Here is a 17,966-nt window from a genome sequence, read left to right as displayed (position 1 = left end):
AGCATGAGCGACGTGTACATCATCGACGGGGCCCGGACGGCCTTCGGCTCCTTCGGGGGCGGCCTGAAGGACGTCTCCTCGCACGCCTTGGGGGTCGCGGCGGCGAAGGGGGCGCTGGAGCGCTCGGGCGTGGACCCCTCGAAGGTAGACAACGTCGTGATGGGGAACGTGATCCAGACGCACGAGGGCGCCCCTTACCTGGCCCGCCACGTCTCCCTCGACGCGGGCGTCCCGATCGAGACCCCGGCCCTGACGCTGAACCGCCTGTGCGGATCGGGGCTGCAGGCGGTGGTCTCCTGCGCCCAGGCGATGAAGCTCGACGAGTCGAGGGTCGCCCTGGCCGGGGGTGCTGAGAGCATGAGCCAGGCCCCCTACGTCTCGCGCAAGGCCCGCTTCGGCATCCGCATGGGCCCGGATACCCTCGTCGACACCCTGAGCGAGGCGCTCACGGACAACCGCGCCGGCTGCGGGATGGGCGTGACGGCCGAGAACCTCGCCGAGCGCTACGGCATCACGCGCGAGGACCAGGACTCTTTCGCCGCTCGTAGTCACCAGCGGGCCGCCCAGGCCACCGAGAGCGGGCGCCTGGAGGACGAGATCGTGCCGGTCGAGGTCAAGACGCGCAAGGGCCCGGTCGAGGTCGTCAAGGACGAGCACATCCGCGAGGGGGCGACGCAGGAGGGGCTCTCCAGCCTCAAGCCGGTCTTCAAGCGCGAGGGCGGCACGGTGACGGCCGGCAACTCCTCGGGCATCAACGACGGCGCCGCCGCCGTGGTCGTCGCCACCGAGGAGGCGGTAAGCGACGAGGACCTCAAGCCGATGGGCCGCATCCTCGGCTGGGGCATCGCCGGGGTCGACCCGAACGTCATGGGGATCGGACCGGTACCGTCCTCCCGCCTCGCGCTGAAGCGGGCCGGCCTCACGGTCGACGACCTCGACCTGATCGAGATAAACGAGGCCTTCGCCGCCCAGTACCTCGCCTGCGAGGAGGAGCTCGGCCTCGACCGGGAGAAGGTGAACGTGAACGGGGGCGCCGTCGCGTACGGGCACCCCGTCGGCGCGAGCGGGACGCGGGTCCTCCTCACCCTCCTCTACGAGCTCAAGCGACAGGAGAAGAGGTACGGCCTCGCCTCGCTGTGCATCGGCGGCGGCCAGGGCATCGCAATGGTCGTGGAGGCCGTCTAGCGCCCCGGGAGGGGCCGCAGCGCTGCGGCCCCTCCTCTACCGCCTGAGGCGGTGTATCTTCACCCTCCCGGCATCCTCGGTCTCCCAGCGGCCCTCGGACTCTCCGGCCGCCCGGGGGGTGCGGCGAGCGGTCGGCTGCTCCCTCGGCCGCTCGGCCGGACGCTCGGGCGTCTCGTACTCCGGCACGTCGTCCAGGGGGATGTCCACGGGGCGCCCCGACGATGGCGCGGGGCTCTCCGGGATGTTCCCGTCCTGCGCCGCGGCCCTCTCGCCCGGCACCACGTCCACGCGGGGGTCCGGGGCGAAGCGCGAGTCGTCCCCGAGACGGGGTAATCCCCGGTGTGCTCCGGGCTCGGGCGCAGCCCCTCGAGGCCGTAGTAGCTTCGCACGTGGTTCTCGAGCTCCGGGGTCAGATCTGTGCCGTGCCCGAAGTGGGGGGCGTGCTTGATCGTGTCGGCGGGCTCCGAGACCTCGATAAGCTGCCGCTTGTCGTTGACGCGCACGATCTCCGTCGGGATGATGGTCGAGTTCGTCCCGAAGAGGCCCATCTTCACGCCGACGTACAGCACCTCGTCCCGGTCGTCGACGAGGAGGTCGTCCACCTTGCCGATCTTCTCGTAGTGCGAGTCGTAGACCTTGTAGTCTTCCTTGGCCTTCTTCAGCCCCGCAAACGGATCCACGATGTCCATGCCGTTTCGCTCTCCTTTACGACGAAAGCCTGATCTTGCCCCCATCTTACCCCCATCTCCCCCTCTCAAGACCGAGCGCCGCACAACGATAAGAGGCGCATGAGTATCCCGTTAGATCCTTCTTATACTTAACTACTTTCGGCACAACCGAAGTACACTGGCGCCATGAGCGAGGGGCGAAGATGCCGCGGGCTCACCGAGGAGGCGTTCGGCGCGGTCCGTACCGGAGCCCGGCTTGGGGACGAAACCGGAGACCTCCGCAACCCGGAACCCGCCACGGGCCCGGCGGCACCGGTTTCGGTCGCCCTCCCGTATACGACCTCGGTCTCCGGTCCTCGTCACGCAAGGGCGCTCGCGGAAGGAGCCGGGCGTAACCGAGAGGGAGCGGTCGACGTCATACCAGGGAAAGGACGCATGTACGAAGCAGTGGTCCTCTTGGATCACTCTCGGGGCTAACGGCCAGAAAAACTCCGTAGAACGCAAGGCGCGCAGTTGCGAAACGCACAGGGACGGAGGTAGGAACAAGGTGGCATCGGAGAACCAGCAGCGACAGGCGAACGGTCAGGGATCCAAGGACGGGAACGGGTCGGGGCAGCGGTCCGGGCCGGAGGCGCGGCCGAGCCCCACGCAGGACGGGGACCGCACGCCGGTCCGCAAGAACGACAACCGCACCTCGGTCCAGAAGCCCGAGGAGTACCGGTTCGCGAGCAACATCCCCGGCGACAAGACCGTGCCGGAGCAGGAGTACGCGGATTACACGCTCGAGTACGCCGAGGACAGCGCGGCCGGCAACACCAACCTCCCCGACGTGCTGCTCGACGTTCCGGTCGTCAAGGTGGATGAGATCAACTTCGAGCTCAACGACCTCAGGGCGCAGGTCTCGCTCCACGCGAAGGTGCTGGACCTCGTGGAGCTCTCGGTCGGGGCGGACGTCTTTCTCGGCAGGGTCAAGCTGGTGATCCGGGGCGTGGAGGCGCAGGCGCTCCTGAAGGTCAGGCTGGACAACGTGACTGCCATCCTGGACCGGGTCCTGACGACCATAGACAGGAACCCCCAGATTATCCAGTCGCTCGTCGACAGCGTCGGCTCGGCCGTCGAGGACGTCGGCGAGGGCGCGGGGCAGCTTGTCGGCGAGGGCGTCAACTCCGCTGTCGCGGACATCGGCTCCGGCGCCGGGGACCTGGTAGGCGAGGGGCTCAACTCGGCCGTCGAGGACATAGGTTCCGGGGCGGGCGACCTCGTGGGCGAGGGCCTGAACTCCGCGGTGGAGGACATAGGCGAGGGCGCGGGCGACCTGGTCGGCGAGGGCGTCAACTCCGCGGTCCAGGACATCGGTCAGGGCGCGGGCTCCGCCGTCGAGGATATCGGCGAAGGCGCGGGCTCGGCGGTAGAAGATATCGGAGAGGGTGCCGGGTCGGCCGTCGAAGACATCGGAGAGGGTGCGGGTTCCGCGGTCGAAGACGTCGGCGCGGGTGCCGGGTCCGCGGTGGAGGACATCGGCGAAGGCGCTGGTTCCGCCGTCGAGGACGTGGGCGAGGGCGCGGGCTCGGCCGTGGCCGATGTCGGCGAAGGGGCGGGCTCGGCCGTGGAGGACGTGGGCTCCGGAGCAGGCTCCGCTGTGGAAGACGTAGGCTCCGGCGCGGGTTCCGCGGTCCAGGACGTCGGTGAGGGAGCGGGCCAGGCCGTCGAGAGCACGGGTCAGGCGGTCGAGAGCGTCGGAGAGGGCGCGGGATCGGCCGTCGAAGACGTGGGCGAAGGGGCCGGGCAAGCGGTCGAGAGCACCGGCGAGGCGGTAGAGAACGTGGGCGAGGGCGCCGGCTCCGCGGTCGAGGACGTAGGCGGCGGCGCGGGGCAGGCCGTCGGCGAGGTAGGACAAGGCGCCGGCCAGGCGGTCGGCGAGGTCGGCCAGGGAGCGGGGCAAGCCGCCGGTCAGGTCGGTGAAGGCGCGGGACGAGCCGTCGGTGAAGTCGGTGAGGGCGCCGGTCAGGCCGCAGGAGAAGTTGGTCAAGGAGCAGGTCAGGCGGTAGAGAGCGCCGGTCAAGCTGCCCAGGAGGTTGGTCAAGGAGCGGGAGAGGCCGCCGGACAGGTTGGAGACGGTGCCGGGCAAGCCGTTGGGGAGGTAGGCCAGGGCGCCGGACAGGCCACGCAGCAGGTCGGCGAGGGCGCGGGCCAGGCAGCTCAAGGGGCCGGAGAGGCCGCGGGCCAAGTCGGACAGGGCGCGGGAGATGCTGTCCAGGGAGCGGGAGAGGCCGCAGGCCAGGCTGCCGGGGGAGTGAGTGACGTCGCAGGCGGGGCGACCCAGGCGGTGGGCGACGCGGCCGGAGGGGCTACGCAGCAGGCGGGACAGGTCGCGCAGGGAGCGACGGATGCGGCGGGAGGAGCAGCCCAAGGGGCGACCGAAGCCGCGGGACAAGCGACGCAGCAAGCCGGGCAGGTTGCTGATGGAGCAGGAGATGCGGTCGGAGGTGTGGGGGATCAGGCAAGCCAGGCCGTCGACGGGGCAACGGACGCGGCGGACGGGGCCGGACAGGCCGTGCAGGGGGCGCAGGACGCCGCCGGTGGCGCCGCCGAACAGGCGCAAGGTGCGGCGAACGGGGCGGCGGATGGCGGGCCCGACGAGTTGCTCAGCGAGACCGTCAACGACGCGGGGCAGACGGTGCAGCGCACCGTGGACGAGTCCGGCAACATCATCGAGACCGTCACGAACGAGAACGGCGAGATCGTGGACGAGGACGTGGTCGGGAACCTCTCGGACCTCCCGGTGGAGGACGAGTTCCTGGACGACCAGGGCCGGGTCGCCACCCGCGTCAGGGACGAGTCCGGCGTCGTCGTCGAGCAGATCCTGGACGACAGGGGGAACTTGCTCGGCGTGAACGTTCTGGGCCAAGGGTGAGGGGAGGACAGGGATGCCGAGCAACCCGTTGAGGAGGATCCTGAAGAGGCAGGGGGACGCCGGCGGCTCTCCGGAGGGGGCGTTGGAGAAGCTGGAGCGAGGGATCCAGGAGTCGCGGCAGGCGGTCCGGCAGCAGAACGAGGCGCTCGCCCGCGGTTACTTCGAGGACTCGATCGCCGCTCTCAAGCACAGCGTCGAGGAGAGCCGCGCCACGCTGGAAGGGCTGCCGAAGCGGCTCCCCGGCGGCGACGAAGAGGCCCTGGAGGCCCTGATCGGCGAGCTAACGCAAGGCTACGCGAGCATCGAGGCGGCGCTCGAAGAGGCGGCGGGAGACGCCCCCGAGGCGGAGGCCGAGGAGCCCGAGGGCGCCGAAGCGGCGGGGGAAGCCGGGGCTGAGGGAGAGGACCACGCGACGAACGGGGCGGCTCCTGCGCCCGGGGCGGTCGAGGGCGTGGGCGGCGCCGGCGAAGAGGAGACGGCCGCGGTGGTCGGCGCCTCCGAGCCGGCCGCCGGCGAGGAAGACGGCGCGGAGCCGCCGAAGGCCTCCGACGCCGCCAGGAGGAGGGCGGACGACCTCGGCGTGGACCTCTCGGAGGTAGAGGGCACCGGGTCCGGCGGATCCATCACCGTCCGCGACGTGAACAGGCTCGTCGAGTCCCCGGCGGGAGACGTCGTCGACGGGGCCTCGGAGCTCGGCGACGACGCGTCGGGGGGCATCGCGGCGGGGAACGGGTCGGAGGGTAACGGTCAGGACGGAGGGGGTGAGGGGACCGACGGCGGGCCGAGGGCCACGAACGCCGCGCGGCGCAGGGCCGAGGAGCTGGGCGTCGACCTGACGAGCATCAGGGGCTCCGGCGCCAACGGGCTCATCACCATCCAGGACGTCGTGAAGCTATGAAGCCGGAGAAGAAGCGGCTCGACCGGATCGAGAACCCGGACGTGGAGATCTCCGCCCGCGTGAAGGCCCGCAAGTTGCGTTTCGAGGAGGTGCCGGAGACGTCTACCCGGGCCTTGGGGAGTCCCGGGCGCGAGTTCGTGTCGGGCACCGAGCGGGAGAACCTGCCCGACGAGGTCACAAGCGGCGTCACCTACCGGAACTCCAGGGTTCGCTTGAGGATCGCCGGCAAGCTCGCGGGCGACGGGTCCGACAGGAGAGAAGGGGGAGGATGACGGTGGTCACGTAAGCACCGTTCGGGAGACGAGCAACCGGGAAGCAGGGACCTCAAGGAAAGGGAGCACCATGACACAGGGCGTACAAAGCTTGATGCAGCAGATCCAGGAGCAGGCCGTGAACAGCGCGAAGGACTTCTACGGCAACTCGCTCGGGCAGGCCAAGGGCCAGCTCGAGAGCAGCCGCTCGCAGTTGGAGGGCTTGCTGGAGCAGCTTCCGGAGGCCCAGGAGGACGCGCGGGCGCAGATCCAGGAGCTCGTGGACTCCTACTCGGGGATTATCGACTCGCTGGATCAGGCCGCCCAGGAACAGGGCGTCGAGGACACGGTGAACGACGCCCTCGACGGGGCCCAGGAGGCCGCCGGCCAGGCGGTACAGGGCGCGCAGGACGCCGCGGACGGCGCGACCCAGCAGGCGCAGGACGCGGCGGGGGTGCGGTAGACGGGGCCACGGGGGCCCTGGGCCAGGTCGCGGACACGGCCGGCCAGGCGGTGGACGAGGCGGCAGGCGCGGCGCAGGATCTGGCGCCGGGCACCCAGTTGCTGAGCGAGACCGTCAACGACGCGGGGCAGACGGTCCAGCGCACCGTGGACGAGTCCGGCAACATCATCGAGACCACCCTCGACGAGTCCGGCGAGCTCGTGGACGAGGACATAACGGGGACCGTCACCGATCTCCCGGCGGCGGAGGGCTACGAGGAGTCCAGCAACGAGGAGGGGCAGACGACGCGCACCGTCAAGGACGAGTCGGGCGCCCTGATAAGCCTGCAGATCGGGCCCGACGGGAGCATCCTCGACCTGAAGCTCCCCGACCTCGGGGACACCGTCGAGGAGGTCACCGAGACGGCCAGCGAGACGACGGAAGGGGTCACGGGCGGGGGAGACGGCTCGGGCGAGGAGGAGCCGAACGCCACGCACGCGGCCAAGCAGAAGGCCGAGCAGCTGGGCGTGGACCTCTCCGGGATCGAGGGCTCTGGCGCGGAGGGACGGATCACGGTAAAGGACGTCGTGAGCGCCGCGAACGGGGGTTGACCCGGGGCGGAGCGTGAACCTCTTCCCCGGCGAGGATGGGAGCGAGAGGAGCCTGGCCCCGCGCGGGCCGGCTCCTCTCCGCACGAGAGCGCGAAAGGAGCCGCATGACCGGTAGCGCAAGGGATGGGCAGGCGACGATGCGCGACTACAAGGAGCGCCTCGTGAAGACGGCCCGCATGCTCGCGATGTGCGAGAAAGCCGGCGTCGCCGACCCGATGGACGTCGCGGGCCTCGCGGTGGCTGCCTTCGAGGACATGCCCCTCAAGCAGGCCATGGTCTTCGTGAGGTCCAACGAAGGAAACATCAGGGACCTGGCCTGGGCCTTCAAGAACTCGAGCTCGGCGGAGGAGTTCGAACGGAGGGTGCGAGAGCTGAAGCGGTCCCCGGAGGACGGAGAAAGGTAGGCGGCTCGCCGGATGCCGGACCGGGCATGCCGGCGTGCGGGGAGACCCTCGGAGCCGGTCGGCGAGCACGGAGACGCAGTTTCGTAGCGACGGAGAGGCGGTGGAGGGTGCCGAGCAAGGACCCCTACGAGAGGCTGGGCGTGCCGAAGGGGGCGTCCGGCGACGACATCCGCAAGGCCTACCGCAGGCTGGCCGCAAGTACCACCCCGACGCGAACCCGGACGACCCCGCCGCCGAGGAGCGCTTCAAGGAGATCCAGCAGGCCTACGCGGTGCTCTCCAGCCCCGAGAAGCGGCGCGAGTACGACGGCCGGTCCCGGCCCTCATCGCCGGGGCGTCCGGGCTCGCCCGTAGCCTCCGGCGCCCGGACCAGCCGCTCGGTGAACCTCTCGGACCTGCTCGGGAAGCTCGCCGACCTCTCCGGCGAGGGTACCGGAACGCCCGAAGGGAAGGGCCGGCAGCTTCGGGGCGAGGACCTGGCCCGCGTCGCCAGGCTCCTCGGCCTAAACCTCGACCGCATCTCCAAGCTGTCGGACGCCGGCATACAGGTGAACGTGAGCTTCGGGGACGGCGCGGACGGTGCCGCCGCGAGGGAGAGGCCGCCGAGGCCCCGCAAGCCGCCCAAACCGCCGAAGACGAGGAGGCCGCGTGACGACTAACGGCGCCCGTTCCGGTGCATTCCCCCTTACAGAGAGGTGGTCGATGGCGTGAGCATGCGCGAGCAGGAGCGGCGGAAGCGGCGGGCGATCAGCAGGGCGGACGGGGTCAAGAAACGCTTGAACGGGAGGATGCGGGAGGCCGAGCTTCTCGCCAAGGAGGCCAAGCGCCGGGCGGAGGAGGTCAAGCGAAGGATCGAGGTCGGCGACGTCGAGCCGCGCCCCCTGCCCAGCCTCAGGGAGGACTCGATGCCGTCGATGGAGTCGTCGCGATCCATGCCGTCGATGGAGTCCTCGCCGTCGATGGCGTCGGCCGAGCTTTCGAGCGGGGTACCACTCGAGGAGGCGGCGTACGGCGGCGGGGAGATGGGCGAGGACATGCCCCTCGGCATAGAGCCCCGTCGCGCGCACGAGGACCTGGGACGCAGGATCACCGAGGACACGGGCGCCGAAGGCGACGTGCACCTGCACGCGGAGCGTAAGGCTGACGAGATGAAGAGCCAGATGACGGAGGACACGGACGCCGGCGGAGACATGAAGCTCCACGCAGACCGCAAAGCAGAAAGAATGGCCGCCGAGATGCTCGAGGAGTGAGAGCGTCACGCAGCCGAGGGCGCAGGCCCGGCCGCGGAGCTCGCCGCGGGTACGTAGCGGGCCTGCGCGGAAAGACCCTCGAAAACCGACCGCGCCCGCGATAGCGAGAGCGTTCTACAAGCCCGGGTACATCAGGCGTCGCTCATGCACCCGGAGTGACGAAACGCTGGTCCTCGGAGAGGCGTGATCTTCTAAAGTATCTTCGAGCCCGCCGGTGTTAATGGAGGCGTCTTCCCGCCGTGGAGGAGGGTCAACCCTGGTTCTGCTGTTGCTGCTGCATCCTCTGGATCTCCGCCCACACCAGGTCCCCGGCCTCTCGCTGCATCCTGATGGCCTGCTCCTGGTTCGGGAAGTTGAGCTCGAGCAGGTTCTGAACCCTTCTGATCCCGGTCAGGGCTCGCCCCAACCGTTGCGCGGGGCTCAACTGCTGTTGCTGCGCCTGCTGCTGCTGCTGCTGTTGTTGCCGGGCTTGCTGCTGCTGCGCCTGCTGCTGGTTTCCTTGAGTCATCGAGACCCTCCCACCAGGGGTTGCCCCTCGCTCGGACTCCCCCGTCGCTGCTTCACGTCGTCTCGTGTTGTACCCTGCGGAAGGGAATGTTAGTCGCATAAAGCACGTGAGTAGCGGCCGGACGCGGGCGCCGCGGATACTGTTGCGCCGACGTTTATGCGGCCAGGTGGCGGGGCACGAGAGAATCAGGCAAACGTCCTACGGAGGCGGGGAGGCATGCCACCCGAAAGCTCTGAACCCAGGGAGAAGGAACGCCCGTTGCGCCGAGCCGGTGAGGCCCGGGAGCCCGAAGGGCAGTCTCCCCCCACGACCGGCGATCACGGGGAGAGCGTCGGCGACCCCGACGTGCTGCTGGACGTGCCGGTGCTCAACGTGGAGGAGCTCGAGCTGGAGGTCGAGGACCTTCGCGCGCGGGTCTCGTTCGGTGCCGAGCTCGGCGACATGGTCAAGATCAACGTCGGCATCGAGGCGGAGGTCGGCACGGCGAAGATCGAGCTTCAGGGCGTCGAGGTTCAGGCCCAGTTGAAGGCCCGGCTCGACAACGTGCGGACCATCTTCAGCGAGGTCCTGACCGCCCTGCAACGAGACCCCGAGCTCGCCCAGAACATGCTGAGGTCGGCGGGACCCGTCGACGACGTCGTAGGGGGGAGGGCCCATGCCGCCGGCGGGACGTCGAGACCGGGCCCCGCCCACGAGTCCCCGAACGAAGCGCAGGGCGCGCCGGACGGGACGGGAGACCCCGGCGGCCTCGCGGAGCTTGGGATCGAGGAGGAGTACGTCGACGAGCGGGGGCGGCTCGTGGGGCGGGCGCGGGACGAGTCCGGCAGGGTCGTGGAGGGGGTGCTCGACGAGGACGGGAACGCTCTCGGCGGAGAAGCTGCGTCGCCAGCGGAGCCGGTGGAGGCCACCGACGCCGCCCGGCGCCGGGCGGAGGAGTTGGGCCTGGATCTCTCGGTCGTAAAGGGTACGGGCTCCGGCGGGCGCATCCTCGTCAGGGACGTCGAGAAGGCGGTGTAGAGGACCCAACGTCCCCGAGATCGGGGTGCCGGTATAATCGCCGCGTCATGGGTACCGCAGATGCTTCGACAGCCCCTCGGCGCATAGGATCGCTGACCGTCGTCGTGGGTTCGATGTTCTCGGGGAAGACGGAGGAGTTGATCCGGAGGATCCGCCGCGCCCTCTACGCCCGAAAGCGCGTCCAGGTCTTCAAGCACGCCCTGGAGACCCGCTCGGAGCCCGAGGAGATCCGCTCGCACGCGGGCCCCGAGCCGCCGCCGTCGCCGTCTCGTCCAGCGCCGAGCTCCTCTCCTCCGTCGAGCCCGAGACGGAGATCGTGGCCGTCGAGGAAACGCAGTTTTTCGACGGGGGGTTCTGGAGGTGTTGCAGGGCCTCGCCGACGCAGGCTACGAGGTGGTCGCGGCGGGCCTCGATCAGGACTTCAGGGGGGAGCCGTTCGGACCGATGGCCGACCTCCTCGCCGTCGCCGACGAGGTCGTGAAGCTCAGGGCCATCTGCGCCCGCTGCGGCCGGGACGCCTCCAGGACCCAGCGCCTCATAGACGGGAAGCCCGCCCCCGCCTCCGCCCCCACGATCCTCGTCGGGGCCGCCGAGCACTACGAGGCCCGCTGCCGGCTCCACCACGAGGTGGGGTAGGGGGAGCCGCCCCTAGGCCCCTCCCACCGGCTCCGTGACCTTGCCCGTGCCGCCGCAGTTGGGGCACTCCTCGCCGTCCTTCTCGCCGCTCCCGCTGCACTCCGGGCAGAGATCCTCGCCGGAGTAGACCGTCCCGGGGGGGACCTCGTCGCCCGGGTTCATCGGCTCCCGCTCCCTGTTCTCCTCGCTCATCGCTCCCTCTTTCCGGATCGTCCGTGGCACGTCGTCCTTGCCGCTATCCTTCCCGTTCCACGGTTCCCAGCATCTCGGCGACGAGGGTGGGGGAGGGTTCCTGCCGCAGGTGCCCGGCCCTCGCGAGCTCCCGCGAAACCTCCTCGGGCGAGCGCTCCTTGAGCGCGGGGTCCCGGCGCAGGGCCTCCCTCAGGGCTTTTAGGATGTCGTCGGGGTCCGGTTCCCCGGAGGCCGGTATGTAGCCGCTCGTCATGCTCCTCCTCCAACTCTCTCGGCGCGGTCGGTGTAGGCGCCACTACCGCAGGGTAGCTTACCGCTGGGGCCCGCGGTCACGCAGGGCTCCTGTCGACGAGGGAGGAGGTGCCGCATGCCGCGCAGGTGGGTCGTTTATCTGATCTTGTTCTGCATCGTCCTGAACGGGGCCGGTTTCATCTGGGACATCTTCGAGCCCGTGCCGCTCTACGACGAGATAGCGCACGTCGTCACCCCGTTCACCCTCGTCGCGATCACGGCCGAGATCGTCTACCGCTTCGGCGGAGACGACGAGTTCTTCGATACCCCCCGCCACGCGGTGATAACGGGCGTCGTGATCGGCTTCGTCGGCGCGACCGCGTGGGAGGGAGTTGAGATCGTGCTGGACCTCCTCTTCCCCGAGGCGAGCATAGACCACGCCATCCCGGACACGATCTTCGACATCGTCCTCGGCGTCGTCGGGGGCGCCGCCGGGGCCTACGTCGCCGACCACTACCTCGACCGCCTCTTCAACCGCTCCCGCTACAGCTCCAGGCGCCAGAGGGTCCGCTAACTCCCCCCGGAGGCCGCCAGAGACCCGCGCTTCCTGTAGGATGATCCCCGAGCAAAAACCGGCTTGGGAGGATTATCCGTGGCGAGTTTCGAGGAGTTCAAGCGGGCGAACCAACAGTACGCAGCGGGGTTCGACAAGGGGGATCTCGTGACACCGCCGGCCCGAAAGGTAGCGGTGGTGACGTGCATGGACGCGAGGCTCCACCCGGAGGCGTTCCTCGGGCTGGAGCTCGGGGACGCGCACGTGATCCGCAACGCCGGCGGGCGCGTCTCGGAGGACGCCATCCGCTCCCTCGTCATCTCCGAGCGCCTGTTGGGTACCGAGGAGATCGTGGTCATACACCACACCGATTGCGGCATGCTCACCTTCAGCAACGAGGACCTCGCCGCGAAGATACGGGAAGACCTCGGCGTCGACGCCTCCGGGCGGGACTTCCTCCCGTTCTCCGACCTCGAAGGCGGCGTGCGCGAGGACGTCGAGACGATCCGGGCCTCCGAGCTTATCCCCGACGACATAGAGGTCCACGGCGCGGTCTACGACGTGAAGACCGGCGAGCTCCGCGAGGTGGTTTAGGGCCAGGGTTTCATCACGTTACGAAGGTAGCGGGATGGGTAACATACTTCTGAAACCGTTTCTGGAGGTGGTGCTTTGGAAGCCATTGGCGGCGTAGGCCTGATCGTCGGCCTCGTGGTGCTCGTCCTGATCGCGCTGCTCATCGTCTACCTCGTCTCGCGCCGGGGCAGGGCGCGCAGAAACGAGGAGCGGCGGGAGAGGACCCGGCAAGAGTTCGGCTCCGAGTACGAGCGGACGGCCCAGGAGCGGGGCTCGGAGGAGGAGGCCGAGAGCGAGCTCCGGAGGCGGCGCGGGCGGGTCGAGCGCCAGGTCACGCCCCTCTCCGGGGACTCCCGCCAGCGCTACGAGGGGCGCATGCAGGAGGTCGAGCGCGTCTTCGTGGACAACCCCGAGCGGGCCGTCGAGATGGCGGATCGGACCGTCACGGATCTCCTGGAGGAGCGCAACTTCGTCGCCGACCCGGCCCAGAGCGACGAGGAGACGGAGCGCGCGCTCGCCGTCATGCACCCCGAGGTCGCCGACGACTACCGCGAGGCCCGGCGCGTCCGGGCCGCCGTCGTCTCCCGCGCGAGCCGGAACGACGGCGGCGAGGGCCAGGACCGGGACGAGACGGAGGAGCTCAGGCAGACCCTCCGCAGGTACCGCGCCGTCTACGACAAGCTGATCCAGGGCTAGACGGCACGCCCCCCGACGGAAGGAGTCGACTGATGGTCAAGCTCACGGTGCTCTACGGTCTTCCGGACGACCCGGACGCGTTCGAGGAATACTACGCCGAGAGCCACATGCCCCTCGCCGCCAGGATCCCGAACGTGCAGCGGTTCGAGTCCGGCAGGGTCGCCGCGCCCGACGGCGGGACCCCGCCCTACCACCGGATCGCCGAGCTCTGGTTCGAGAACGCCTCCGTGATGCAGGAGAGCCTCTCGTCCCCCGAGGGCCAGGCCGCGACCGACGACATCCCGAACTTCGCCAACGGGGGCGCTACGGTCTTCGTCTCGCCGGTCGAGTCCTAGGCCGCCAACAAAGGAGAGGGCCGGGCGGGTGGACGAGCGTGCCGTCCGTCAGGTCCTCCGGGCGGAGCGCGAGCGGCTCGACGCCGGGGCGCTGGACCGCCTGATGTCGCCCCACTACCTCGGGGTCGACGCGGAGGGGAGGTGCGTGGACAGGGAGCAGGTCCTCTCCTCCCTCCGCTCGGGCGAGCGCGGCCGGGACGAGTCGCGCAGCGACGAGCATCGCGTCCGCGTCCACGGCTCCACCGCCGTCGTCGTCGGGCGCTGGAGGGCGAGGGGGACGAACGCGGGCCCTTCGACTACGCGGCGCGCTACGTCGCGGCATGGGTCCTCCACGACGGCCCCTGGCGGATGGTCGGCGACCAGCCGACCGTGATCCCCTGAGGGCGGGCTCCCGCCGGCGGAAGGGATCGCGTCCCGAAGCTCTAGGGGGCCGCTTCCTTGGAAGGTTTCGCGTCGCCCTCGGGGCGGAGGGCGGCAAGGAGCAGGAGGCCGACGCCGAGCACGATCGCGACGTCGGCTGCGTTGAAGATCGGCCAGACGCGGAGGTCGACGTAGTCCGTGACCTCGCCCTCGAGGATGCGGTCGACGAGGTTGCCGGCGGCGCCGCCCAGGATGAGCCCGCACCCCGCCGTCGTCGCCCGCGTGGGCTCGCCCGCTAGGAGCATCCACAGGACGAACGCGACGGCGACGGCGCTGCCGAGCAGCAAGATGCCGGCCTGCCCTCCGAGGATGCCGAAGGCCCCGCCCGGGTTCTTGATAAACGTGAGGTGGAGCACGCCGTCGATCAGGGGGATGCTCTCCCCCAGGCGCATGGAGCCCTCGACGAGCCTCTTCAAGCCCTGGTCCACGGCGAAGACCGCGAGGGCGAGTACGAGAGCGCCGAGCAACGCGGTCCGGCGGCTCACCGGGGGCGGGGCTCCGGGGACGAGGCGGGGGTGTGCGCGGGAGGTACTTTCACGGCCGCGCTGATCGTAGCACAGGCCCTTCGGCGCAGGGGATGGTCCCCGGGACCCACCCGCTTTCCTCCTCCGGACCGATGCCCGGGCGCGCGGCCAGGAATACAGTTTCATCGTAAGCCGCAAGCCACCGCAGAGGAGGAAGGGACATGGAGGCAGAGAAGCAGAACTACGGGATGCCGGAGGGGTCGATCGGGCCGGCCCCCGGGCCGCAGGCGATGAGCGAGGGCGAGGAGAGGACCTGGTCGGCGCTCGCCCACCTGAGCGTCTTCGCGAACCTCTTCACGGGCTTCCTCGGGCCGGTCGTGGCGCTGGTGATCTGGCTCGTCTACAAGGACCGCTCGGAGAGGGTCGCGTTCCAGGCGCTCCAGTCCGTCTGGTACCAGGTGGCGTGGCTCGCGATCCTGGGGGCCGGCTGGGTGGTCACCGGGGTGCTGACGATCGTCCTGATCGGCTTCCTCCTGATCCCCGTGATGGCCCTCGTGACGCTCGTCCCCTTCGTCCACGGCGCCTACGCCGCGTACAAGGTCAACAAGTACGGCGAGTACCGCTACCCCCTGATCGCCGACCTGATCTCCCGCTAGGAGAGGGCGAGGAGCAGGAGATAGGCGGGGGCGCGCCGCGCCGGGCCCCCGCCCGTCCTCGTGGGCAAAGACTCGAACGGGGCAACCCCGTGGAGGAGGCCGCTTCATGCGAGATTACCCGCTGGATCTGAGCTTCAAGATCGTCACGATCGGGACGCGGGTCGGGGTGGTGGACGCCTCCGGCCGGCAGGTCGCCTACGTCCGCAAAAAGAAGTTCAAGCTCAGGGAAGACGTCACCGTCTACCGCGACGAGGGGCAGCGCGAGGCGCTGTTCCGCTTGAAGGCGGACAGGGTCCTGGACTTCGGCGCGAGCTACGCCGTGACCGCGCCGGACGGGCGGCCCCTCGGCCACGTCAGGCGCCGGGGCGTAAGGTCGCTGTGGAAGAGCGCCTACTCCGTCACGAACGCGGGCGGCAAGGAGATCGGCGGCATCCGGGAAGAGAACCCCTGGGTCAAGGTGGCCGACGGCCTGCTCGAGTCGGTCCCGTTCGGTGACGCGCTCGGCGGCCTCTTCTTCAACCCCGCGTACCGCGTCGAGCTCGGCGGCGAGACGGTGCTCCGCCTCAAGAAGGAGCGCTCCCTCCTCGAGAGCAGGTTCCGCCTGGAGAAGCTCGGCGACTTCTCAGAGACGGAGGAGGACCTCCTGCTCGCGAGCGTCGTCATGATGCTCCTGCTGGAGCGCGACCGCGGCTAGGTGCCACGCCTCGTGTCCCATGTGTTCCTCGACGCAAGGACCACCGGCGGGGGCGGTATGGAGGGTACGGGGTTTGCGAGGCTCGCCACCCCTACGCCGTCCGGCTCGCTTCGCCCGCGCGGTCCAGGATCGTCCCGCGGACGGAGCCGCGATGCGTCTCGGGGACGATGTGGGTTTCGGGGCTTGCCGGTAGACTGACCGGACGATGCTCCGGGGAAAGGGCCCATGAAGCGCAACATCTTCTCCTTGCGGCGGCTGCGGTGGAAGCTGACCTTCAGCTACACGCTCGTGACCGTGGTCGCCCTGCTCGCGCTCGAGCTGCTCGTGGTGAGCGCGGTGGTGGCCCTCCTGAACTCGAACCTGCCGCCGACGCTCGCCGCCCAGCAGGTGAGGGACGGCTTGGCGCCCCGCCTGGAGGAGCACATCGACGAGACGCCGCCGGACGTCGACGCCCTGCGGGCGGAGCTCGCGGACTTCACGGGCGAGCCGGAGCTTCTGGGGACCGGGCCGCAGCGCGACGACCCCACGAGCCTCGAGGTCGGGCCGGGCGGGGGCTCGCTCTTCGTGATCGACGAGGAGCGGCAACTGCTCGTCTCCGCCCCCGAGCTTCAGGAGTTCCCGGAGGGCGAGAGGTTCGAGGCCGGAAGCGTCGCCGGCCTCGCCCCGCTCGTGGAGGCGGCGCTGGCGGGCGAGGAGAGCTCCAGGCGCCTCTCCGCCAACACCGGCGGGAGGATGCTGACCGTCGTGCCGCTAGAGGACGACGACGGGCGGGTCGCGGGCGCGCTCGTCGGGACGGTCCGGGTGCCGAACCTCACCGGGGCGCTCCTGATCGGGGTGGGCATAAGCGCGATCCTCCTGATGCTCCCCGCCGCCCTCCTCGGCACGCTCTTCGGCTTCCTGACGGCGTGGGGCCTGACCCGGCGCCTGCGCAGGCTGGCGCGGGCGGCCCAGAGGTGGAGCGGGGGAGACTTCTCCGTCACCGTCGAGGACCGCTCCAGGGACGAGCTCGGGCAGCTCTCCCGCGAGCTCAACACGATGGCCGCCGAGCTCGAAGCCCTCATGCAGACCAGGGGCGAGCTCGCCACCCTGGAGACCCGCAACCGCTTCGCCCGAGACCTACACGACTCCGTCAAGCAGCAGATCTTCGCCACCTCCCTCCAGGTCGCCGCCGCGCGAGCCCTGATCCGGGACAACAGGGACGCCGCCGAGGCGCATCTCGCCCAGGCCGAGGAGCTCGTGCGCGGCACCCAGAAGGAGCTCAACGTCCTGATCCACGAGATGCGCCCGGCCGCCCTCGAGGGGAAGGGCCTCGCCAGCGCCCTCCGCGACTACGCCGCGGCCTGGTCGCGGGGCAGCGAGATCCCGGCCGAGGTCCGCGTCCGCGGCGAGCGCGAGACGCCCCTGGAGGTCGAGCAGGCGGTCTTCCGGGTGGCGCAGGAGGCCCTCGCGAACGTCGCCAAGCACAGCAAGGCTACAGGGGTGCAGGTGGACCTCTCCTACGGCCCCGACGCCCTCACCCTCGAGGTCGCCGACGACGGGCGCGGCTTCGACCCGGGCAAGCCCAGCGGCGGCTTCGGCCTCGAGAGCATGGGCGAGAGGATGAGGGGCCTGGGAGGGTACGTGGACATCGAGAGCGCGCCGGGCGCGGGGACGCGGGTCATCTGCTTCTGCCCGCTGGGAGGGGTTATGGGAGAGGGGAGAAGATGAGCGAGTCGGTGACCGTGTTGCTGGTGGACGACCACGAGCTCGTGCGGCGCGGGGTGCGGGCGTTCCTCGAGACGCAGCCCGGCATCACCGTCGTCGCCGAGGCGGGGAGCGGGGAGGAGGCCGTGAGGCTCGCCGCCGAGCACGCCCCCGACGTGGCGCTGATGGACCTGATCATGCCGGGCGGCATGGACGGCGTGGAGGCGACGCGCCGCCTCAGGGCGATCTCGCCGCGCACGAACGTCGTTGTCCTCACCTCCTACCACGACGACGAGCACGTCTTCCCCGCGATCCGGGCCGGCGCCCTCTCCTACGTGCTCAAGGAGGTGGGGCCGAAGGAGCTGGCCGACGCCGTCCGCAAGGCCGCAGTGGGCGAGGCGATCCTCCACCCGAGGGTCGCGGCACGGGTGGTGCGGGAGCTGCACGGCGCCAAGGGCGCGGAGCCGAATGTCTTCCAAAACCTCTCGGAGAGGGAGCTCGAGGTCTTACGGCTCATCGCAGACGGGCTCTCCAACGCGGAGATCTCCGGCCGCCTCTACATCAGCGAGAAGACGACGAAGAGCCACGTCTCGAACATCCTCGGCAAGCTCCACCTCGCCGACCGCACCCAGGCCGCCGTCTACGCCTGGCGCCAGGGCGTCGTCCGGCGCGACTAGCCGGGGAGC

At 70.2% G+C, this 17,966-nt stretch carries 23 protein-coding genes and 2 pseudogenes; 20 read left to right on the top strand and 5 right to left on the bottom strand.

Annotated elements, in window-relative coordinates:
• Positions 1-3: 3 nt before the first annotated feature.
• Complete coding sequence (locus tag GBA65_RS16415; protein WP_166397481.1) at positions 4-1,185, top strand: acetyl-CoA C-acetyltransferase; 1,182 nt, start codon at positions 4-6, stop codon at positions 1,183-1,185.
• Between the two features lie 59 nt (positions 1,186-1,244).
• On the opposite strand, the gene GBA65_RS16410 is transcribed toward GBA65_RS16415, so the two are convergent.
• Positions 1,245-1,874 carry a PRC-barrel domain-containing protein gene (locus GBA65_RS16410; RefSeq protein ID WP_166397480.1) on the bottom strand — a complete coding sequence of 210 codons (630 nt, stop codon included), beginning with the start codon at positions 1,872-1,874 and terminating at the stop codon, positions 1,245-1,247.
• Between the two features lie 526 nt (positions 1,875-2,400).
• Between GBA65_RS16410 and GBA65_RS23425 the strand changes: the two genes are divergently transcribed.
• The 8 genes and pseudogenes from GBA65_RS23425 (at position 2,401) to GBA65_RS16370 (ending at position 8,622) form a co-directional block, all read left to right on the top strand.
• Entirely contained in the window at positions 2,401-4,767 is a 2,367-nt protein-coding gene (locus GBA65_RS23425; RefSeq protein ID WP_207955839.1) for a putative sodium/potassium/calcium exchanger, read from the top strand.
• 13 nt (positions 4,768-4,780) lie between these two features.
• On the top strand, positions 4,781-5,665 hold the full coding sequence (locus GBA65_RS16400; RefSeq protein ID WP_166397479.1) for an E3 binding domain-containing protein: 885 nt from the start codon (positions 4,781-4,783) through the stop codon (positions 5,663-5,665).
• Positions 5,662-5,937 carry a hypothetical protein gene (locus tag GBA65_RS16395; protein ID WP_166397478.1) on the top strand — a complete coding sequence of 92 codons (276 nt, stop codon included), beginning with the start codon at positions 5,662-5,664 and terminating at the stop codon, positions 5,935-5,937. Before GBA65_RS16400 ends, GBA65_RS16395 begins: the two co-directional genes overlap by 4 nt.
• 70 nt (positions 5,938-6,007) lie before the next feature.
• Complete coding sequence (locus GBA65_RS16390) at positions 6,008-6,379, top strand: hypothetical protein (RefSeq protein ID WP_166397477.1); 372 nt, start codon at positions 6,008-6,010, stop codon at positions 6,377-6,379.
• 50 nt (positions 6,380-6,429) lie between these two features.
• Positions 6,430-6,969: an E3 binding domain-containing protein gene (locus GBA65_RS16385; RefSeq protein ID WP_166397476.1), complete on the top strand. Its 540-nt coding sequence runs from the start codon at positions 6,430-6,432 to the stop codon at positions 6,967-6,969.
• A 104-nt stretch (positions 6,970-7,073) separates the two neighbouring features.
• Entirely contained in the window at positions 7,074-7,373 is a 300-nt protein-coding gene (locus GBA65_RS16380) for a hypothetical protein (protein ID WP_166397475.1), read from the top strand.
• Between the two features lie 26 nt (positions 7,374-7,399).
• Positions 7,400-8,031 (top strand): annotated as a pseudogene (locus GBA65_RS26640) (J domain-containing protein).
• Between the two features lie 48 nt (positions 8,032-8,079).
• Positions 8,080-8,622 carry a hypothetical protein gene (locus tag GBA65_RS16370; RefSeq protein WP_166397474.1) on the top strand — a complete coding sequence of 181 codons (543 nt, stop codon included), beginning with the start codon at positions 8,080-8,082 and terminating at the stop codon, positions 8,620-8,622.
• 250 nt (positions 8,623-8,872) lie between these two features.
• Here GBA65_RS16370 and GBA65_RS16365 read toward each other — a convergent pair whose 3' ends face one another.
• Positions 8,873-9,130 (bottom strand): hypothetical protein, encoded by a 258-nt coding sequence (locus GBA65_RS16365; protein ID WP_166397473.1) that lies wholly within the window; start codon positions 9,128-9,130, stop codon positions 8,873-8,875.
• Between the two features lie 258 nt (positions 9,131-9,388).
• Between GBA65_RS16365 and GBA65_RS23420 the strand changes: the two genes are divergently transcribed.
• Positions 9,389-10,147 carry an E3 binding domain-containing protein gene (locus GBA65_RS23420; protein WP_207955838.1) on the top strand — a complete coding sequence of 253 codons (759 nt, stop codon included), beginning with the start codon at positions 9,389-9,391 and terminating at the stop codon, positions 10,145-10,147.
• A 47-nt stretch (positions 10,148-10,194) separates the two neighbouring features.
• A pseudogene (locus GBA65_RS26635) lies at positions 10,195-10,783 on the top strand (thymidine kinase).
• Positions 10,784-10,795: 12 nt separating this feature from the next.
• On the opposite strand, the gene GBA65_RS16350 reads toward GBA65_RS26635, so the two are convergent.
• Both GBA65_RS16350 and GBA65_RS16345 read right to left on the bottom strand, forming a co-directional pair.
• Entirely contained in the window at positions 10,796-10,975 is a 180-nt protein-coding gene (locus tag GBA65_RS16350; protein ID WP_166397472.1) for a hypothetical protein, read from the bottom strand.
• Between the two features lie 43 nt (positions 10,976-11,018).
• Positions 11,019-11,228: a hypothetical protein gene (locus tag GBA65_RS16345; RefSeq protein ID WP_166397471.1), complete on the bottom strand. Its 210-nt coding sequence runs from the start codon at positions 11,226-11,228 to the stop codon at positions 11,019-11,021.
• 114 nt (positions 11,229-11,342) lie between these two features.
• On the opposite strand from GBA65_RS16345, the gene GBA65_RS16340 reads away from it, so the two are divergent.
• The 5 genes from GBA65_RS16340 (at position 11,343) to GBA65_RS16320 (ending at position 13,736) form a co-directional block, all read left to right on the top strand.
• On the top strand, positions 11,343-11,780 hold the full coding sequence (locus GBA65_RS16340) for a hypothetical protein (protein ID WP_166397470.1): 438 nt from the start codon (positions 11,343-11,345) through the stop codon (positions 11,778-11,780).
• 78 nt (positions 11,781-11,858) lie between these two features.
• Positions 11,859-12,353 carry a beta-class carbonic anhydrase gene (locus GBA65_RS16335; protein ID WP_166397469.1) on the top strand — a complete coding sequence of 165 codons (495 nt, stop codon included), beginning with the start codon at positions 11,859-11,861 and terminating at the stop codon, positions 12,351-12,353.
• A gap of 75 nt (positions 12,354-12,428) precedes the next feature.
• Positions 12,429-13,028, top strand: coding sequence for a hypothetical protein (locus GBA65_RS16330; protein WP_166397468.1), 600 nt, complete (start codon positions 12,429-12,431; stop codon positions 13,026-13,028).
• A gap of 32 nt (positions 13,029-13,060) precedes the next feature.
• Positions 13,061-13,363, top strand: coding sequence for an EthD family reductase (locus tag GBA65_RS16325; protein ID WP_166397467.1), 303 nt, complete (start codon positions 13,061-13,063; stop codon positions 13,361-13,363).
• Positions 13,364-13,391: 28 nt separating this feature from the next.
• Positions 13,392-13,736 (top strand): nuclear transport factor 2 family protein, encoded by a 345-nt coding sequence (locus GBA65_RS16320; protein WP_166397466.1) that lies wholly within the window; start codon positions 13,392-13,394, stop codon positions 13,734-13,736.
• 49 nt (positions 13,737-13,785) lie between these two features.
• Here GBA65_RS16320 and lspA read toward each other — a convergent pair whose 3' ends face one another.
• Entirely contained in the window at positions 13,786-14,268 is a 483-nt protein-coding gene (gene lspA, locus GBA65_RS16315) for a signal peptidase II (protein ID WP_166397465.1), read from the bottom strand.
• A gap of 200 nt (positions 14,269-14,468) precedes the next feature.
• Between lspA and GBA65_RS16310 the strand changes: the two genes are divergently transcribed.
• The 4 genes from GBA65_RS16310 (at position 14,469) to GBA65_RS16295 (ending at position 17,957) form a co-directional block, all read left to right on the top strand.
• Positions 14,469-14,903, top strand: coding sequence for a DUF4870 domain-containing protein (locus tag GBA65_RS16310; RefSeq protein WP_166397464.1), 435 nt, complete (start codon positions 14,469-14,471; stop codon positions 14,901-14,903).
• 106 nt (positions 14,904-15,009) lie between these two features.
• The gene (locus tag GBA65_RS16305) at positions 15,010-15,597 is read left to right on the top strand and encodes an LURP-one-related/scramblase family protein (protein ID WP_166397463.1); all 588 of its coding nucleotides are present in this window, start codon (positions 15,010-15,012) and stop codon (positions 15,595-15,597) included.
• Positions 15,598-15,822: 225 nt separating this feature from the next.
• Positions 15,823-17,304, top strand: a complete 1,482-nt coding sequence (locus GBA65_RS16300; RefSeq protein ID WP_166397462.1) for a HAMP domain-containing sensor histidine kinase — start codon at positions 15,823-15,825, stop codon at positions 17,302-17,304.
• A complete protein-coding gene (locus tag GBA65_RS16295; RefSeq protein ID WP_166397461.1) occupies positions 17,301-17,957 on the top strand; it encodes a response regulator in 657 nt (218 codons plus the stop codon). Before GBA65_RS16300 ends, GBA65_RS16295 begins: the two co-directional genes overlap by 4 nt.
• Positions 17,958-17,966: the final 9 nt, after the last annotated feature.

Source organism: Rubrobacter marinus (assembly GCF_011492965.1).
Classification (GTDB): Bacteria; Actinomycetota; Rubrobacteria; order Rubrobacterales; family Rubrobacteraceae; genus Rubrobacter_F; species Rubrobacter_F marinus.
The sequence above is the reverse complement of the archived record's forward strand: the minus strand, read 5'-3'. Positions and strand labels throughout refer to the sequence as shown.

Bases quoted from the DNA above. Each gene is read 5' to 3' on its own strand.
- GBA65_RS16390 (WP_166397477.1), top strand. From the start codon at position 6,008: ATGACACAGGGCGTACAAAGCTTGATGCAGCAGATCCAGGAGCAGGCC.
- GBA65_RS16415 (WP_166397481.1), top strand. From the start codon at position 4: ATGAGCGACGTGTACATCATCGACGGGGCCCGGACGGCCTTCGGCTCC.
- GBA65_RS16350 (WP_166397472.1), bottom strand. From the start codon at position 10,975: ATGAGCGAGGAGAACAGGGAGCGGGAGCCGATGAACCCGGGCGACGAG.
- GBA65_RS16400 (WP_166397479.1), top strand. From the start codon at position 4,781: ATGCCGAGCAACCCGTTGAGGAGGATCCTGAAGAGGCAGGGGGACGCC.
- GBA65_RS16380 (WP_166397475.1), top strand. From the start codon at position 7,074: ATGACCGGTAGCGCAAGGGATGGGCAGGCGACGATGCGCGACTACAAG.
- GBA65_RS16300 (WP_166397462.1), top strand. From the start codon at position 15,823: ATGAAGCGCAACATCTTCTCCTTGCGGCGGCTGCGGTGGAAGCTGACC.
- GBA65_RS16395 (WP_166397478.1), top strand. From the start codon at position 5,662: ATGAAGCCGGAGAAGAAGCGGCTCGACCGGATCGAGAACCCGGACGTG.
- GBA65_RS16310 (WP_166397464.1), top strand. From the start codon at position 14,469: ATGGAGGCAGAGAAGCAGAACTACGGGATGCCGGAGGGGTCGATCGGG.
- GBA65_RS16295 (WP_166397461.1), top strand. From the start codon at position 17,301: ATGAGCGAGTCGGTGACCGTGTTGCTGGTGGACGACCACGAGCTCGTG.
- GBA65_RS16325 (WP_166397467.1), top strand. From the start codon at position 13,061: ATGGTCAAGCTCACGGTGCTCTACGGTCTTCCGGACGACCCGGACGCG.
- GBA65_RS16305 (WP_166397463.1), top strand. From the start codon at position 15,010: ATGCGAGATTACCCGCTGGATCTGAGCTTCAAGATCGTCACGATCGGG.
- GBA65_RS16345 (WP_166397471.1), bottom strand. From the start codon at position 11,228: ATGACGAGCGGCTACATACCGGCCTCCGGGGAACCGGACCCCGACGAC.
- GBA65_RS16340 (WP_166397470.1), top strand. From the start codon at position 11,343: ATGCCGCGCAGGTGGGTCGTTTATCTGATCTTGTTCTGCATCGTCCTG.
- GBA65_RS16365 (WP_166397473.1), bottom strand. From the start codon at position 9,130: ATGACTCAAGGAAACCAGCAGCAGGCGCAGCAGCAGCAAGCCCGGCAA.
- GBA65_RS16410 (WP_166397480.1), bottom strand. From the start codon at position 1,874: ATGGACATCGTGGATCCGTTTGCGGGGCTGAAGAAGGCCAAGGAAGAC.